This window comes from Virgifigura deserti, assembly GCA_003576685.1.
Taxonomy (GTDB): domain Bacteria; phylum Pseudomonadota; class Alphaproteobacteria; order Dongiales; family Dongiaceae; genus Virgifigura; species Virgifigura deserti.
Genome location: QOZR01000025.1, coordinates 1 through 15277 on the forward strand (window position 1 = coordinate 1; position 15277 = coordinate 15277).

The window sequence follows — 15277 nt, forward strand, 5'->3', positions numbered from 1 at the left end:
GCGACGAATCGCAAACGCCCGCCTCCGATGTCTCGGGGGCGGGCGTTTGCGTGTCTGGCGTGTAAGCTATCGGTGGTTGCGGGGGCAGGATTTGAACCTGCGACCTTCAGGTTATGAGTGTGAATTTTTAACCATCTAAGCTATTGTTATTTCTCCGCTTCCTTGTCGCCGTGTGCCGCTGGTGTGCCAGGCGCTCCGTGATCGGCATTCCTGTCACTCGATAGTGCTCGGCAAACCGCTCGCGCCAGTCGGCATCCGCCGCTTCTACTACCGTCCGTGCCTGCTCGATTGGATGGAGGTTGACCGAGCGGAACTCCCTCGAATCGGCGGCGCAGACGATCACGATGCGGGAGCACGCGTCGAGTGAGATCGATCCTTTGTGGCAAGCCTCGATGCCGGTCATCCATCTCGTGCGCAAAGCATCACCCGCTGCGGTGCGACGATATTCGCCCACTCTCTTAATGGGCACGAAGCCGCTAAGCTTCTCACGATCGACGGCTACCCAGATGGACGATATCCAACAATCGACCGGCGCGAATGAGCCGGGCGGACGGAGGAACCCGTGCCAAGGATCACGCTCATGTCCATCTGCCAAGAGCCAAGCCCAGTCCGCGTCGCGAAAATCAAAAAGGCTTACACCTTCCATTGCACGGCAACATGTGGTTCCGTCTTCTGCCCACCGATGCTCGTCATCGAGAAGTGCCGCGTTGTGCCGAATATCACCGGTTTCGAGAATACCCCTGAATCGGTGTGACGGTGTTGAGTGCCACAGGCCGCCGCGAAGCTCCTGCCATAGCGGGCCGACAACACGCTCAAAGTGGGCATCAATGTCCGTAGATTTCATAGCGTTTCGCTTCCGGCTGGCTCTGAGCACTTCCAAACGGGAAATGAACGAATTTGCGGAATGCGGAGATCCGCCGGAGTGCTGTTCTGTAGCCGCTGCAAAACTGTCAAACTAATTGGTCTTTGCGCCCCAAGCGGCTTCTGATCGGCTACTAGCGCCCAAGGGGGCGCACCCGGTCCATTGTACACCTCCCGAAACTCGCGGCGGCCGGTGAGCCGCAACACGATTAAGTGCTCATAAGGATGGGTCAGCTGGACGTTACGGTCTCTCCCGGTGAGCTTGACCTGAACAAGCTGGCCACTCGCTGCAGATGCGTCGTGAATGGCCCCGCTTTGGGACAGAAGGGCAAGGCCATAAGCATACGCAGCCACCGCATCTCCAATGCTACCCACAAGATGGCCGTCTGGCGTAAACTTCCGCTGTGGGACAAACCGCTCCAAGCAGTCCACGATTTCGAAAAGGCGGTTGAGCAGGTCGGGCAGCTCGCGGACGAAAGCCTCAGTCATGCAAACAGCCCCTTCGCGATCTGGTCCATTGCCTTCCGGTGATCCTCACTCGGAAACAGGTGCCCATATCGATCCATCGTTACCTGAAGGGACGCATGGCCGGCAAAAGTTTGAACTGTCTTCGGCTTCAGCCCCGCGTCAATCCAGCATGACACGGCGAAATGCCGGAGCCCATGCCAGTTGAAGCGCTGCGGCGCCGCCGACGCGTTCACCGGATCCTCCTTGTGGGCTTCCCTGAGCCGATCGAACAACGGCAGGAACCGCCGCTTTACAAAGTTGTCATGGCCGGTGTGATTTCCGTCGCTGTTGGGGAAGACCAAATCATCCGGCTTGGAGAACTTGGACCGGGCCTTCCACACCTTCAGCATCGTCACCAGATGCCCCGACACCGGCACTGTACGCACGCCGGCCGCACTCTTGGGCGCGCCCTCCTCCCCGTAGACGTCGACGCGACGGGTGATGTGGAGCTCGCCCGTCGCAAGGTCCAAGTCCCGCCAGCGCAGCGCCCATTGCTCTCCCGCCCTCGCCCCGGTCGACGCGGCGAACAGCAGCACGAGTTGCAAGTCCGCTTCCTCCGCGGAGGTTGGCTTTCGCTTGTCCTCCTTCACTGCGGCTTCAAGAGCCTTGCGCCTGTCTTCCGCGGCTGCCGCTTCAATGACCGTTCGCATGTCTTCCTTGGACGGAGGCACGATCTTCTTTGAGCCCTCCTCTCGCGGGCCGATGACCCGCACACCATGCGCCGCGTTGACCGCAACCCAATCTTGCGAAATGGCAAACTCGAGTAGGCTGTGGAGGGTCGCAAGGATCTTCCGGGCCGTCGGCACGGTGACTCCCGCTTCGCGCATCTTGTCGCGGAACTCCCCCACACTGCGCGCCGTCAACTGCGAAAGCTTCCGGCCGCCCATCCCGTGTTCGGCGTGCAAGATGTGATTGTTAATGTGCCCCTTATAGACGGTCAGCATTTTCCGCGTCATGCGCTCGTTTCGCCGCATGCGCCCTTCGCAATGCTCGACAAAGGTTTCACCTACTTCCTTGACCGTCACCTTGTCCGCGTCGGGCCGATAGGTACCGTCCGATAGCTGGCTCTCAATCCTGATCCTGAACCGATCGGCTTCCTTCTTCGTGGTGAAGTGTGGCCGCTGCCGCTCGCCGCGGCTGTCGAGATAATCCACGATCCAGGCGATGCGCTCCTCACCTGCAGCGGTCTTCCATTTGCGCTTGCGGACACTGGCCATGGTTCAACCTCCCTTGAGCCGATCGACGAGAGACCCGAGAAACTGCTTGATAATCGGGGAGCGCTTCATTGTGTCTGAGTAACGGACAAAGCTGCCGTCTTCGTTTGGGCGATCCTCCGGCCGCTGATCGGGCGCCATGCGGATTTGTTCCAGAAGGCCCCAAAGCTTCGGCTCCCACAGCTTGTCCTCTTGCCCGCGCAGATAGGATGGGAGGTTATCCGGGGGCGATGGGTCGCCCTTGGTCCCAAGCACCTTGATCAACTCAGCCACACCGGCAGAAACCTGAGCCGTTGAGAACGCGTCGGCATGCCAGGGGCGCCCGGTGTCTATTTCGATCCAACGGATGAGTTGGCAGGCTGCCAGCATGAGCCCAAGGTTTTCGCGACCACCGAACATCTCGGATAAGCGCTCATCCCAACTACGTTGAAGCCCGGCCTCGAAGGAGTTGCGGAGCCGGTGTTCGATTTCCTCTCGGAGCGACTGGCCTTTCTTCTTCGCCTCCCTTTCAAGGGCAGCCCGAAGGTTGGTGTCCATCCGAATCGAGAAGGGCACGGTCGTCTTCTCCGCTCTCGGTGGCCTGCCCGGCGGGCGGCCTGTCGATTTTCTGGGCATGCGGTTTTCCTTGGAACGTTTATGTAGCCATTCTCTTGCTACCATAACCGTACCTTGGCTACCGCGCAATCACAAAAAGAGGCATCCTGTTACGCGACCCCAAACGGAAGGTTCCGGGGCGACTCACAACGCAAAGGTGCGACAATGGCTCATACAAAGGAACAGTTCGAAACGGCCGCGGACGCGCGGCACGCTTACACGGTGGCCGAGGCACGGGGGAAAGTGCCGATGAGCCGTAACGCCTTCTATGCGGCAATCAAGAACGGCGAGATCCCGTCGCGCCGGATTGGCGGAAAGATCCTGATCCCTCGAGGCCCCTTCGATCGGCTGTTCGGCTGCGAAGCGGCCTGACCGATTTCAGCGATGCGCCGCGCCACAGCGCGCCAATCAGCCGCAGCATAAACGAAGGCACCGGCCGCGGTGGATCACGGCCGGCGCTAATCTTCGGACATTTACGAAAGGACTTCGGACGTGAAAAGCAATAGCAAAAATCCTGCCGATATTCAAGCTCTCGAAGAGCAACACATCCTGGATATTCGCGCCTTTTGGAACGATGCAGTAGCCGGCCGTTCTAACGATGATCTCGCCAAGTTGAAGATCTGGGCTGATGCTGGTCCGGAACCGTGGCCTTTCACAATCGAGCTTCCAAGCGTCGAGAATCCCGACATCCACATCGTCTTCGCTCTGATCGTGGAAAGCGGCGACTGGATACCGCGGCCCGGTCTCGATCTTCGGGCCACCGCTTGCGAGTTGGAGGAGATCCACGACATCCTGTCCGAGCGGGTTATGGATTGGATCCGAAGCAAGCCGCAGAGCTTTAACGCCCTCATGCCGGAGCTCGCAAAGCTTCGCGATCGCGTTGCAGAGTTGTCCTATCAGATTGCCGACGCTGACCCGACGAGCGCCTATGCAGAAGCCTGGCAACCGCTCCCTGATGACGTCGAGATTTACGGGTTCTGGTTCCTCGTGAAGGCGAGAAAGGGGCGGCGATGATGGACGCGACTCTAACCAGCGCCGATATCGAGGCGGTTCAAAACATCATCGTAGGTCAGTTGACCGGACTGTCGGAGGACCGGCAGGGCGCAAAGTCGCGGGAGATAGCCGGGCGGCTTGGCACCGACGAGAAGATCTTGCTCGAAGTGCTCCGCGGCAAGCGCCCCCCTTCCGCCGCTCTAGCCGAGCGGCTGCAGGTGGCGGCAATCTTCGGTGAATTGCCGCGCGACGAGCCGGCGGACGATGCGCCAAGCGGGCCGGCCGGCGGATTCCTCGATAAGGCGCTCGATCTAGTGGCCCGCGGCTATCACATTTTTCCTGTCCGCGCCGGGACAAAGGATCAGCCGCACATCAAGAAGTTCCCGGAGCGGGCTACTCGCGACCCGGAACAGATCAAAGCTTGGGGCGCGCGGTGGCCGACCGCCAATATCGGCATCAGCACATCGCGCTTCGGCGACGACGGGGCTCTGCTGGTCATCGACGCCGATAATAAGTCGGGCAAGGATGGAGACGGGGAACTCGCCAAGCTGATGGAGGCAGGGCGCGAGCTCTCGCCGACCTATACGCAAGCCACCCCGACAGGTGGCCACCATTACGTGTTCCGCTGCCCTGCTGCGGTTAAGCAGGGCGCCAACGTGCTGGCGCCTGGCGTCGATATCCGGTCAAAGGGGGGCTACATCGTCGCGGCTGGCAGCGTCACTGAGAAAGGAGTCTATGTCGGCGACGACCGGCCCGTTGCTCCCGCCCCTCAATGGCTCATAGACCGGTGCGGCCGCGCCCCCGAGCGTGCTGAGAAGACAGTTGAGCCGGTCCCGGGCATAGACCCGGAGCGCGCGGCCGAGCGCGCCAAGCGATATTTGCTGGAGGAAGCACCGCTCGCCACTGAGGGCGCTGGCGGCGACTCGACCACTTACACGGTCGCCTGCCGGGTGAAGGACTTCGGCGTCGACGAGCCGCACTGTCTGCAGCTGATGGTGGAGCACTGGAACGGTAGATGTTCTCCGCCTTGGCCGCTCGACGAGTTGGAAAAGAAGGTTGCCAACGCCTTTAGCTATGGCGCCGAGCGACCCGGCAGCGCCGCGCCCGAATCGCAGTTCGAGCCGGTCAACGATGTCGGCGCTACTGCTGCGATCGAGGCACCGAATGTGCGGGCCAAGGAAAGCTCTGATCTAAAGGCATCCCGGCCCAAGCTGACGCTGACGCGCCTGCAGGACATCCGGCCCGCGGCCAAGAAGGTCTGGCTCATCGGCGATGTGCTCGGACAGGAAGAGATGTCGGTCGTCTACGGCGCACCGGGCGAAGGAAAGACTTTCCTGGCGACGCACCTAGCAACCTGCATATCGACCGGATCACCGTTCTACGGCCGGCCCGTGCTGCAGGGCGGCGTCGTGATCGTCGCAGGCGAGGGAGAGGCGGCGCTGTTCCGCCGGTTGCTGGCGATCCGGAAGCACTGCGGGCTCAACGCTGACGAGCCCCTTGGCGTCATCACGTCCGATCTTGGAATGAATCTTTACCGGTCAGAGAGTGACGCGCCGGAGATTATTAGCAGGGTGCGCGAGTTTGAGCGGGAAACCGGCGCCAAGGTCAGGCTGATCATTATCGATACGCTGGCCTCGGTGACTTCTGGCGCGGACGAGAACTCTGCCAAGGATATGACGGCGCTTCATGAGAAGTGTCACATCATCAGGAAGCAGACGAAGGCAAACGTGCTGCTTGTCCACCACACCGGCAAGAATGAAGCCAACGGTCCGCGGGGCCACTCGAGCCTCGAGGGCCGGGTCGACACGATGCTGTACGTCTCCAAACCCAACGTGAAAATCCAAAAGCAGCGCGATGGCGAGACTGGCGAAACGTTCACCTTCGATTTGGAACCCGTAACGATCGAATGCCTAGACGGCTCGCTGGACACGGTGCCTGTCTTCAAGGAAGTAGCGGCCGCCGACGCGCGTTTGGCGCTGCACATCGAGGGGCGCACGAAGGATGCCTACGAGGCGCTGCAGCAGGCGCTCGATAGTGACGGCGAGCCAGCGCCGGAGGGCGTGGGCTGGGGCGCGCCGAAGGGCGCAAGGATCGTGTCGGCGAAGCGCTGGCAGGCTGCGTTTTACGAGAAGATGGCCGACAGCACTCCCGAGGTGAAGCGGCGGACGTTCTCCCGGGCGGTTGAGCAGCTGGTCAAGAGCCGTCTGGTCCGAACGTCGGACGAGAAGCAGCTCGATCGGCGATTCGCCTGGATCGTTCGCCCCCCTGCGTCACAAGAGTTTGAGGCGCCGAGTGGGGCGCAGCTGTTCTAGGACTGACCTGGAGGTGGTCACAGATCTAGAGGCAGCGCCACCTGCGGGTCATCGTTCTTCGGGGAGTTGACTCGGCTGCTGACCGGATAGGCTGTCATCTTCTCAGCCGGATAGGGCCTCAGCAGCGCCTTCAACTCCTCGGCCTCCGCTGGCTGCTCACCCAACCACACAGCGTGGTCGGCCGGATCGAGGATCACCGGCATTCTGTTATGGATGGGCGCCACCAGATCATTGGCCTCTGTCGTGATAATGGTGAAAGTTCGGAGCCAGTCGCCTTCGGGCGTTTTCCAGTTCTCCCATAGGCCGGCGAAGCACATGGAGCCGTCCATCAGCGTGATTGCGTAGGGCTGCTTATTCGCTCCTTCCTTCTTCCACTCATAAAAGCCGCTGGCCAGCACCAGACAGCGCCGCTTGGCGAATGCGGACCGGAATGAGGGCTTGGTGTCGATCCCGTCGGCCCGGGCGTTGATCAGCTTGTTGCCGATCGTCATGTCCTTCGCCCAATGGGGAACCAAGCCCCAGCGCAGCAGATCCAGGCTGCGGCCGCCGGTCTCCGGGTTGTAGCGCACCACAGGCGCCTGCTGTGTCGGCGCCATGTTGTAGCGCGGCTCGAGGTTGGGAGCACGCTCAGCCGGCGGCTCGGTGATCCGATAGAGCCGGACGATTTCCCGCCAGGTCAGGGCATGGGTGTAGCGGCCGCACATGGTCTGTATCAGAACCCGATTTAGAACTCAGGGACAAGCTGATCTTTAGCGCCATCAATTAGTGATCAGGCAGGTAAAGTCGCCTACACTGGTTCCCTCGGCATTGCCGAGTAAAGGGGGGAGCTGCAGTGAGCGAGCGGGGGTACCGGGCACCTCGGATGGTGCTCTTCTTCTTTGGCCTGTCTTTGATAATAGCAGGTTGCGCTACTCGGCAGCCGCCGATCAAGGAGCCGGCACCAACGGTTCCCGACTCAGTCACATTAGCGGTTCCACCGATACCCGTTCCAATCGAACCCGAAGCGGACGTTGAATATATCCGTGGGACTCACTATGGAGGCTGGCGGCGGGTCGACGGGCAGTGCTACGACGTCCGCGGCGCGGTCCTGGTAGAAGAAAGCCTAATCCCGGTCACAATCGAGCCGACCAGCAGCCCAAGCCGCTGCAGGGTTGTAGAGGGGCAATGGTATGACCCCTACACCGATCAGATATACACGAGCGCTGACGATGTGGAGATCGACCACTTTGTGCCGCTCAAGGAAGCGCACCGATCAGGGGCCTACGCGTGGTCGGACGAAGAGCGCCGCGCATATGCAAACGATCTCTCATATGAGCATCACCTGATTGCCGTCTACGGGTCCGAGAACGGCTCAAAAGGCGCTCGGGATCCCGCGAAATGGCTTCCGCCCAACACAGCGTTCCACTGTGAGTACGTCGCCATTTGGCTGACCGTCAAACAGCGGTGGTCATTGACCATGGACGAAGCGGAGGCCGCGGCTATCCGGGAAGTGTTGAGCGGCTGCTGAGATCGAGGGGGGAATCATGAAGCAAATCATTGGTGCGATCTTCATTTTATTGGCCCTGAATGCACCGGCGCTGGCAGAGGGCTCGTATCAGGACGGCGACGAGCTCCGCCTGGTCCGGCTTATCTATGTGTACGTGGCCGACAAGGTAAAGGATGGCTGTCTGCCGCGGCCCGAGAGCCTGAAGGCCGAGGCAGAACTGATCCTCCGCCGCTCCGGAATTCCGCTCACCCAAGCACCGCAGCAAGTTTCCGCAGGCGCAGGGTACGGCCTGTCCATCACACCGCTAGGTTATGCAATGGGCGAGCCTTTGAACAACCTCTGTGTCGCCCGACTGTCCGTACGCCTTTACCGCTATGCGGAGACACCCGAGGGGCACTATGCGTACGTGCTTGCCTACGACCAGGGCGCTGTCATGAATCAGCCGAAGCCGGATCTCCAGTCGGTACTCAGGGAAGGGATATCTACCGTAGTTACCGACATTGCCAATGAAATCTTGAAGGCTCAGGGGCATTAGATCGACGAACGATCGGCCACCGCGCCTCGACCAAGAACTGCTGTCGGGACATGGCCCAATGTCCCGAAAGAAAATTATAAAATGTCCCGGTGCTGTCCGAAGTAAATTTTCCATTTCGAGGATAATCAACGTGTTACTCCCCGCACGGGACACACGGGACATGGACGGGACATCAGGATTTTGTCCCGCCGGCACCCCATGGGACACGCGGGACACACTCCTATAGGAGTGTCCCGTGTCCCGTGCCCCGCCCCGTGGTTCTGAGGTAATTGAAAGGCACGACGCCCCGCGCGTGCGGACGGTGCGATTTCGTCGAGTGCACAACGGTGGCGCGTCTCAAGCGCCGGCGCCGGAGCCAAGCGGCGTTCGAGGATGGGTGCGGGGAGATAGATCGCCGCTTCGCCAGCAGCCGCCGGCCGACCGACCCGCTGCCACACACCCCCTGAGCATCAAGCCCCGCCCTATCCGCGGGGCCTCTTTTGCTTGCGCTGATCGCCGCACAAACTGGCGTGCTGTCAGGTAATCTACCTGAAGGTCACGTTTTTTCCCTTCCAGTACAAAGTCTTACAACGCCATGTGCCGCACATGTGCCGAGACGGTTGGGCTGCCGATCGGCGGCCGCAGTCGCAGCGTGTGGGCATGCGAGTAGACAAACAGAACAGCACGCTATGGGATGAATTAGTATTCAATGTGACTATCTGTTACGTGTACTTCGGTTTCACTTTCAGAACACCGACTTTCTCTGGACTCTCCCACAGATTACGCTAAAGTGTCCCAAGAATTTAGGTTTGGAGCACCTGAAAATGTCCCTTAAAGCACTTCTTAGACCCTTCATTGGAGGCGATGCTGAGACCATCGCTCGCCTTGAGGCGAAGCTTGCCGGCGCGCAAGCCGAGTTGGACACAGCTCAGAAGGAAGCCAACGCCGCTTTCCTCGAGGCGGAGGGTTCGGACAACGACGTTGCCCGCAAGCGGGCGGAGAAGGCCCGGGGCGCCTTGGTGGCTGCTCAGGGCCGCATTGCCGAGCTCGACGGCGCGCTTAGGGAAGCCCGGAACCGCAAGGTAGACCGCGACACCGAGGACGCTGCCGCCGAGCAAGAGCGCCGCTGGCTGGAGGTGGAGAAGCACACGAAGGCCCGGGAGCAAGCCGCCAAGGAGGCAGAGGAGCACCTGGCCGCCTATGTCGCATCGCTCGACAAGGTGCATGAGGCCGGCGCTGCCATCGCCAACGCGGCCCCTGTGGCCATGCACCCCGACGCTGCCCTGCTGCATCTCGACACCATCAACGCATCGATCCGCGCCGCGGCCATCAAGGACGGGGTGCCGTTCGCCGGGACGCTGCCGTTCGGTGCGGTCGGTGTGCCGACGCTGGCGGAGCGGATCGCCGATGCCAACGCCTATGTCGGTCAGGTCCGCAGCGGCCGGCGCGCCGCCTGAGGTGCTGATGACCGTCGACGCTCTGGATCTTTCGGCCGGTTTCTGAGCTTTCCCGCAAAGACCCGGCGGGGGGTGCCGGGGGGCCGCCGCAGCGCCTCGAGCCGCAGCGATAGGGGGTCCCGAGCATCCACAAGTTTCTCGCGCGTGCGGGACGTCACCTTGGCCGCATCGTAATCGTTGAGACGGAACCATGGCTGGAAAACTCTACGTCGATAAGCTGTCGCCCAAGCCGAAGAAGAGCAAGCGGCGCGGCTGGCTGCACCGGCTGCTGCGTCGTCAGCGTCACGTCACCCCGGCCCCCACGGCGCCATTGCCGCCCCTGGTGGACGAGATAGGCCAAGTCCGCCCTGGCGTTTGGGTTGTCGTGGCCACACCTGACGGCGAGAGAATCGGCACCGTCAAAGACTTCACCGGCTTCTTTGTCCGCTGGCTCGACGAGAACGGGGAACCGATCGGCGAGCCCTTCGCCGTCCACCGGGGCAGCCTGATCGAGCAGGGTACGCGGGTGCGGTTTCCGGACAGCGGCAAGCTGGGCCAGATCGTCGAATTTTCCGCGGTGAGCGTCGACGTGTTCATTCCCCCGCAAACGATATCCGCCACCCGCGAGCAGCTGCGCCCCGCCAAACTCGCCGACTTACCCGTAACCGTTCGTGAAAGGACTCCTCATGACTGACGTACCTTCTGGCGCCCCTGCCGCACCGGCCGGCGCTCCCGCCGCCCCTGCAGCACCGGCCGGCGCTCCCGGCCCCGACGCTCCTCTCGTGCATGTCGACAACGGCGGCTTCACGCCCGAGCAGGTTCAGATGATGGACGGCTGGATGCGCAAGGCTGGAACGCATCCCGATCAGCAGCAGGCGCCGGCCGCCCCGGTCGTTCCACCAGGGACCGAAGCCACCCCGTCGCCCGAAGTCATGGCCTATGAAGCGCAGGCGATCGACCAGGGCTTTCCGATCGCCGATAGCCGCGAGTTTGAAACGCCCAATTTTTCGGGCATCGCGTCGAGCCTGGGCGAATCATTGAGCAACGAACAGCTCATGCAGGTCGACACCACGGCCCGGGCCTGGCTCAGCACGATGGAGCTGCCCCGCGGCATCGGGAATTTCGTCGCTTCCGAGTGCGCGAGAATCAACGGGATTTGGGACACCATGACTCCGGCGACGCAGGCGACATGGACGCGACAGCAGGAAGTTTTTCTCGAAAACAAATACGGCGCGGAGTGGCCGCAGAAGCAGGCCCTGGCGCAGGATTTCATCCGGCAGGTTGGCGCGAAACACCCCGATTTCATTACATTTTTGGAGGACAGCGGCGCGGGCAATGCCGCATCAGTCGTCTGCATGATCGTCGAGCATGCGACGAGGCAAGAGGTCCGCTACCGCAGCCGCGGCCGGAAATGAGGCGGCCCGCGCAGTTTTCGGGGGAATACACTTTTCAACTCCATAAATCATGTGAGGTTTTCCAATGGGATCGTTGGTCAAGAAGGTACTCAGCCCGGTCAGAGCAGTGCTCGACGCCGTGGGCCTTATCCCGGACGCGCCGGATGTCGTCATGCCCGAGGCTCCTCCATCGCCGACCGATGACAACGGCACGGCTGAGGAGATGGCCCGTGCGGCTGAAGCCGAGCGCAAGGCCCGCGGCCGCGCGTCCACCATCCTGACCGGCAGTCGCGGGCTCCTGGGCTCGCCGACCACCTCCAGCCGCACGCTGTTGGGGTCTTAATCATGGCCGGCAGGCCAAAGGGAGTCTCCATCGAGAAAGCGACGGACTTTGCCGCCCACTATCTGAAGGGCGGCAGCGCGAGTGCAGCCGCACGAGCGATCGGATATGCGCCGGCGTCAGCCCGCAAGACCGCCTCTCGGCTGCTCAAGGATCCGACCGTTCAGGAGATGATCGAGAAGGCTCGTTCGGAACTGCAGGCGCGTGCGAGCTATTCGGCCGACAGCGCCATGAAGGAACTCGACCAAGCTATGGACTTTGCCCGGGAGACCGGCAACGCGACAGCGCTTGCCCGGGTGATCGAGCTCCGCGCCAAGCTTGCCGGCCTGATGGTCGAGCGGGTCGACCAACGGCAACTCGGCGGCTTTCAGGTCCGGATCATCGGCGTCGATGACGCCCTGCCAATTGGGCCTAGAGGACCGCGAACCATCCATGATGTGGATCCCTTCTCATGAACGGGCAGACAAGAGATTATCTCCCCGCCGGCCCGACTGTCCTGGCCTTCCACAGATCCTCCGCATTCGTCCGTGGCCTCATGGGACCGATCGGCGCCGGCAAGTCGGTTGCCGCCGCCATGGAAATCCTCCGGCGAGCGCAGATGCAGGCACCCGGCCCTGACGGCGTGCGCCGGTCGCGCTGGGCGATCATCCGAAACTCGTATCCCGAGCTGAAGACGACAACGCTGAAGACCTGGGGCGACTGGTGCCCGCCGGAGTTCGGCAAGCTGACCTTCGACAGCCCGATTCGCCACCACATCAAAACCGGCGAGCTTGACGTGGAGGTGTTGTTCCTGGCGCTCGATCGCGACGAGGACGCGCGCAAGCTCCTGTCGCTGGAATTGACCGGCGCCTGGATCAACGAGGCCCGGGAGATCCCCAAGGGCATCGTCGACACGCTGACCGGCCGCGTGGGCCGCTATCCGTCTAAGGTGCAGGGCGGCGCCACCTGGAGCGGAATCTTGATGGACACAAACCCGCCCGACAGCGAAAGCTGGTGGTACAAGCTGGCGGAGGAGGAGACGCCGGAAGGGTGGTCCTTCTTCAAGCAACCGAGCGGGCTTTCCCCGGAGGCTGAGAACATCGCAAACCTGCCAACCGGCTACTACGAGCGGCTGCTCGGCGGCAAGGACGAAGACTGGATCCGCGTCTATGTCCACGGCGACTATGGCTATGTGACCGAGGGCAAGCCGGTCTTCCCGATGTGGCGCGACTCCGTTCACGTCGCGCCGATCGAGCCCGTCGAAAACCTGGCGCTCATGATCGGTGTGGACTTCGGGCTCACGCCGGCCGCGGTGATCGGGCAGAAGCTGGCGGATGGACGATGGCTCATTCTCGACGAGATCATCGCGGACAATGTGGGCATCACACGGTTTGGCGAGACGCTGGCCAGTTATCTCCGCCAGCATTATCCGCACCACGACATTGCCGCCGGCTGGGGCGATCCGGCCGGCAACCAGCGGGCGCAGACCGACGAGCGCACCGCGCTCGGCATTCTCAAGGAGGTGACGGGCTGGTGCTGGAAGAGCGCCCCGTCGAACGACATCACCATGCGGCTCGAGGTGGTCAAGGGCGCGTTGAACCGGATGGTCGACGGCCGGCCCGGGTTTGCCCTGTCGTCGAAGTGCTCCACGCTCCGGAAGGGCTTCTCAGGCGGCTATCACTACAAGGCCGTCCGCACGGCCCGCGGGAACCAGTACCACGAGGTGCCGGCCAAGAACGCCCACAGCCATCCGCATGACGCCCTGCAGTATCTCCAGCTTGGCGGCGGCGAGGCCGATGTGGTGATGAACCGGGTGAAGCGCCGCGACCCGAACCAGCGGGCCCGGATCGCGCGGGATGTGGATTACCCGATGTTCGGCGATCGGGAGTCGTTCGGTACGCGGATGGCGCGTGACGTCGATTACAACCCGTTCTCCGGCTGATGCCGGACGCCACAAGATCTTGGCTCGACCGATTCGCCGCTATTCGCGTGCGCACGCAGGACCATCGTACAGTTTGAATCTATCAGTCCCGGTATGGCCAGAGCTTGAGCCAGATCTTGCGGATAAACTCCCGTTCCTTCGGAATAGGAAACAAGACTATGCGGAGCACGCGGATAAGAATGGTGAACTCCAATATGAGGCTGCGATTCTTCAAATAGTAAAGATCGTGCGTGAGCCTCTGGCGCGCATCCTTGAGAGACGCTCCATAAGGCTGATTAACTTGGGCCCAACCAATTATGCCTGGCTTCACGATATGCCGATATTGATAGAATGGGATCTCCCGGGCGAGGTCGGCGACAACGGACGGAAGCTCCGGACGCGGACCTATGAAGCTCATGTCGCCTCGCAACACACTGTAGATTTGAGGAATTTCGTCGATTCGCATCTTGCGGATGAACGCCCCGACCGTTGTCACGCGTGAGTCGTTGATCGCCGCCCAGCGCGGAATGCCTTCATTCTCCGGGTCGACCCGCAGGGTCCGGAATTTCAATACCGAGAAGATCCGACCGTTCAGTCCAACCCTCTCTTGCCGATAGAAGATCGGGCGGCCGTCCTCGAGCAGGATGGCGAGCGTAGTGAGCGCCGTCGCCGGTAACGTGAAGAATAACAAAGCCAGACCGATGACGATGTCGGAGGTGCGTTTCACGATTTCCGCGAACCAGCCCCATTCATATCCATGATCCAGGTTAAACGCCATTTTGCGAGAGGCTGGCAGGAGGCCGAGAGCGACGACAAGCTTGCCGATCTCTCCCGGTATGTCGTTGACGTGGCTCCGCCACTCCTCTGCAAACCGTTCGCGCTGATCCGGAGGTAGGTTTTGTACAGCGCGTTCGATGAGACGCTCTGTGATCCAGGGCACCCACACCTTAAATTCTGCTGATAACTGAATTGATACAGCCGCACCGACTATCGTGAAAACGGCGAGAAGGAGGGCCCCGATCAGCTCCATGCGAGCCTCGTAAATGTAGGTTCCAGCTCTTGGAAAGCCGCCCTTGCGCTCTTCGCCCCGAGAGCTGTGACACGGTAAAAGCGGCGCCGGGGTCTACCCAGTGTGCGCGGGTCGTCGTCCTCCCAATGGCTTTCTAGCCATCCCGCCTGCTCCAAACGCAACAGGATTGGATAAAGGGTTCCGGATGCGAGTTTAGTCGTGCGTCCAATTTCGGCGCCCGACAACTCGGCTTGGGAAGACGACATCAATGCTCCAAGAACCTTGAGCGTCTGTGCCGACAGTCTCGGTTGATCTGTTGCCATAGTAGGAAGTCTACATAGGGGGGTCACACAAATGCAAGCACCTTCCAATCTGGAAGAGAACGCCAGGTGAACCGAGGCTCGCTGCTATGTGCCGTCCATGTGACACGGACTCGCCGGCACAGGTTGGGGTAGCTTGGGAAAAGCGTTATTTCACATGAACTTAATTGAATCGACCGCGGCACACGCCTCTTGCCCCGTTTGGCGCACGAAAGAACCCGCTAAGCCATTGGCCTAGCGGGTTTTTTATCTGGTTGCGGGGAGAGGATTTGAACCTCTGACCTTCAGGTTATGAGCCTGACGAGCTACCGGGCTGCTCCACCCCGCGGCGGGTGGGTTGGGTGCTGGTGTCGGGCGGACGGATGCGGCGGCCTCGGGCGGGCCCTCGGGCGGGCTT

General features: G+C 61.6%; 18 protein-coding genes and 1 tRNA gene. 11 read left to right on the top strand and 8 right to left on the bottom strand.

The annotated features are described in order from the left end of the window. Window positions 1-127 precede the first annotated feature (127 nt). Genes DT069_RS24835 through DT069_RS24225 form a run of 4 tightly spaced genes read right to left on the bottom strand, consistent with a single transcriptional unit; the run spans window position 128 to window position 3197 of the window. The gene (locus DT069_RS24835) at window positions 128-844 is read right to left on the bottom strand and encodes a hypothetical protein (RefSeq protein WP_162913432.1); all 717 of its coding nucleotides are present in this window, start codon (window positions 842-844) and stop codon (window positions 128-130) included. Beyond that, the gene (locus DT069_RS25145; RefSeq protein WP_119462919.1) at window positions 841-1350 is read right to left on the bottom strand and encodes a DUF6998 domain-containing protein; all 510 of its coding nucleotides are present in this window, start codon (window positions 1348-1350) and stop codon (window positions 841-843) included. The genes DT069_RS24835 and DT069_RS25145 overlap by 4 nt, the downstream gene beginning before the upstream one ends. Continuing rightward, the gene (locus DT069_RS24220; protein WP_119462920.1) at window positions 1347-2585 is read right to left on the bottom strand and encodes a tyrosine-type recombinase/integrase; all 1239 of its coding nucleotides are present in this window, start codon (window positions 2583-2585) and stop codon (window positions 1347-1349) included. Before DT069_RS24220 ends, DT069_RS25145 begins: the two co-directional genes overlap by 4 nt. Window positions 2586-2588: 3 nt before the next feature. Continuing rightward, window positions 2589-3197, bottom strand: coding sequence for a hypothetical protein (locus tag DT069_RS24225; protein WP_162913433.1), 609 nt, complete (start codon window positions 3195-3197; stop codon window positions 2589-2591). Between the two features lie 144 nt (window positions 3198-3341). Here DT069_RS24225 and DT069_RS24230 point away from each other — a divergent pair, with 144 nt between their 5' ends. From DT069_RS24230 to DT069_RS24240, 3 genes are all read left to right on the top strand, one after another. Next, window positions 3342-3548, top strand: a complete 207-nt coding sequence (locus DT069_RS24230) for a helix-turn-helix domain-containing protein (RefSeq protein ID WP_119462922.1) — start codon at window positions 3342-3344, stop codon at window positions 3546-3548. A gap of 120 nt (window positions 3549-3668) precedes the next feature. Next, complete coding sequence (locus DT069_RS24235; RefSeq protein WP_119462923.1) at window positions 3669-4190, top strand: hypothetical protein; 522 nt, start codon at window positions 3669-3671, stop codon at window positions 4188-4190. Then, entirely contained in the window at window positions 4187-6481 is a 2295-nt protein-coding gene (locus DT069_RS24240) for an AAA family ATPase (RefSeq protein ID WP_119462924.1), read from the top strand. Before DT069_RS24235 ends, DT069_RS24240 begins: the two co-directional genes overlap by 4 nt. A gap of 17 nt (window positions 6482-6498) precedes the next feature. Here the strand turns inward: DT069_RS24240 and DT069_RS24245 are convergent, their stop codons facing one another. Beyond that, the gene (locus DT069_RS24245) at window positions 6499-7185 is read right to left on the bottom strand and encodes an SOS response-associated peptidase (RefSeq protein WP_119462925.1); all 687 of its coding nucleotides are present in this window, start codon (window positions 7183-7185) and stop codon (window positions 6499-6501) included. A 158-nt stretch (window positions 7186-7343) separates the two neighbouring features. On the opposite strand from DT069_RS24245, the gene DT069_RS24250 reads away from it, so the two are divergent. The 8 genes from DT069_RS24250 to DT069_RS24285 all read left to right on the top strand — a co-directional run bounded on the left by DT069_RS24250 (window position 7344) and on the right by DT069_RS24285 (window position 13572). Further along, window positions 7344-7988: an HNH endonuclease family protein gene (locus DT069_RS24250; protein WP_119462926.1), complete on the top strand. Its 645-nt coding sequence runs from the start codon at window positions 7344-7346 to the stop codon at window positions 7986-7988. 16 nt (window positions 7989-8004) lie between these two features. Beyond that, window positions 8005-8502 (top strand): hypothetical protein, encoded by a 498-nt coding sequence (locus tag DT069_RS24255; RefSeq protein WP_119462927.1) that lies wholly within the window; start codon window positions 8005-8007, stop codon window positions 8500-8502. 803 nt (window positions 8503-9305) lie between these two features. After that, window positions 9306-9938 (top strand): hypothetical protein, encoded by a 633-nt coding sequence (locus DT069_RS24260; protein ID WP_119462928.1) that lies wholly within the window; start codon window positions 9306-9308, stop codon window positions 9936-9938. A 190-nt stretch (window positions 9939-10128) separates the two neighbouring features. After that, the gene (locus DT069_RS24265; protein WP_119462929.1) at window positions 10129-10611 is read left to right on the top strand and encodes a hypothetical protein; all 483 of its coding nucleotides are present in this window, start codon (window positions 10129-10131) and stop codon (window positions 10609-10611) included. A gap of 88 nt (window positions 10612-10699) precedes the next feature. Further along, window positions 10700-11332 (top strand): hypothetical protein, encoded by a 633-nt coding sequence (locus tag DT069_RS24270; RefSeq protein ID WP_119462930.1) that lies wholly within the window; start codon window positions 10700-10702, stop codon window positions 11330-11332. Between the two features lie 64 nt (window positions 11333-11396). Further along, window positions 11397-11654, top strand: a complete 258-nt coding sequence (locus tag DT069_RS24275; protein WP_119462931.1) for a hypothetical protein — start codon at window positions 11397-11399, stop codon at window positions 11652-11654. Window positions 11655-11656: 2 nt separating this feature from the next. Continuing rightward, a complete protein-coding gene (locus DT069_RS24280; RefSeq protein WP_119462932.1) occupies window positions 11657-12106 on the top strand; it encodes a terminase small subunit in 450 nt (149 codons plus the stop codon). After that, a complete protein-coding gene (locus DT069_RS24285; RefSeq protein ID WP_119462933.1) occupies window positions 12103-13572 on the top strand; it encodes a terminase large subunit domain-containing protein in 1470 nt (489 codons plus the stop codon). Before DT069_RS24280 ends, DT069_RS24285 begins: the two co-directional genes overlap by 4 nt. A gap of 82 nt (window positions 13573-13654) precedes the next feature. Here DT069_RS24285 and DT069_RS24290 read toward each other — a convergent pair whose 3' ends face one another. From DT069_RS24290 to DT069_RS24300, 3 genes are all read right to left on the bottom strand, one after another. Beyond that, window positions 13655-14581 (bottom strand): sugar transferase, encoded by a 927-nt coding sequence (locus DT069_RS24290; RefSeq protein WP_119462934.1) that lies wholly within the window; start codon window positions 14579-14581, stop codon window positions 13655-13657. Beyond that, window positions 14572-14883, bottom strand: a complete 312-nt coding sequence (locus tag DT069_RS24295) for a PadR family transcriptional regulator (protein WP_425450516.1) — start codon at window positions 14881-14883, stop codon at window positions 14572-14574. Before DT069_RS24295 ends, DT069_RS24290 begins: the two co-directional genes overlap by 10 nt. 248 nt (window positions 14884-15131) lie before the next feature. Next, window positions 15132-15208, bottom strand: a tRNA-Met gene (locus DT069_RS24300). Between the last annotated feature and the right edge of the window lie 69 nt (window positions 15209-15277).

Excerpts from the sequence above, each read along its gene's own strand:
- DT069_RS24835 (WP_162913432.1), bottom strand. The coding sequence starts at position 844 with ATGAAATCTACGGACATTGATGCCCACTTTGAGCGTGTTGTCGGCCCG.
- DT069_RS25145 (WP_119462919.1), bottom strand. The coding sequence starts at position 1,350 with ATGACTGAGGCTTTCGTCCGCGAGCTGCCCGACCTGCTCAACCGCCTT.
- DT069_RS24220 (WP_119462920.1), bottom strand. The coding sequence starts at position 2,585 with ATGGCCAGTGTCCGCAAGCGCAAATGGAAGACCGCTGCAGGTGAGGAG.
- DT069_RS24225 (WP_162913433.1), bottom strand. The coding sequence starts at position 3,197 with ATGCCCAGAAAATCGACAGGCCGCCCGCCGGGCAGGCCACCGAGAGCG.
- DT069_RS24230 (WP_119462922.1), top strand. The coding sequence starts at position 3,342 with ATGGCTCATACAAAGGAACAGTTCGAAACGGCCGCGGACGCGCGGCAC.
- DT069_RS24240 (WP_119462924.1), top strand. The coding sequence starts at position 4,187 with ATGATGGACGCGACTCTAACCAGCGCCGATATCGAGGCGGTTCAAAAC.
- DT069_RS24245 (WP_119462925.1), bottom strand. The coding sequence starts at position 7,185 with ATGTGCGGCCGCTACACCCATGCCCTGACCTGGCGGGAAATCGTCCGG.
- DT069_RS24250 (WP_119462926.1), top strand. The coding sequence starts at position 7,344 with ATGGTGCTCTTCTTCTTTGGCCTGTCTTTGATAATAGCAGGTTGCGCT.
- DT069_RS24255 (WP_119462927.1), top strand. The coding sequence starts at position 8,005 with ATGAAGCAAATCATTGGTGCGATCTTCATTTTATTGGCCCTGAATGCA.
- DT069_RS24260 (WP_119462928.1), top strand. The coding sequence starts at position 9,306 with ATGTCCCTTAAAGCACTTCTTAGACCCTTCATTGGAGGCGATGCTGAG.
- DT069_RS24265 (WP_119462929.1), top strand. The coding sequence starts at position 10,129 with ATGGCTGGAAAACTCTACGTCGATAAGCTGTCGCCCAAGCCGAAGAAG.
- DT069_RS24275 (WP_119462931.1), top strand. The coding sequence starts at position 11,397 with ATGGGATCGTTGGTCAAGAAGGTACTCAGCCCGGTCAGAGCAGTGCTC.
- DT069_RS24280 (WP_119462932.1), top strand. The coding sequence starts at position 11,657 with ATGGCCGGCAGGCCAAAGGGAGTCTCCATCGAGAAAGCGACGGACTTT.
- DT069_RS24285 (WP_119462933.1), top strand. The coding sequence starts at position 12,103 with ATGAACGGGCAGACAAGAGATTATCTCCCCGCCGGCCCGACTGTCCTG.
- DT069_RS24290 (WP_119462934.1), bottom strand. The coding sequence starts at position 14,581 with ATGGAGCTGATCGGGGCCCTCCTTCTCGCCGTTTTCACGATAGTCGGT.
- DT069_RS24295 (WP_425450516.1), bottom strand. The coding sequence starts at position 14,883 with ATGGCAACAGATCAACCGAGACTGTCGGCACAGACGCTCAAGGTTCTT.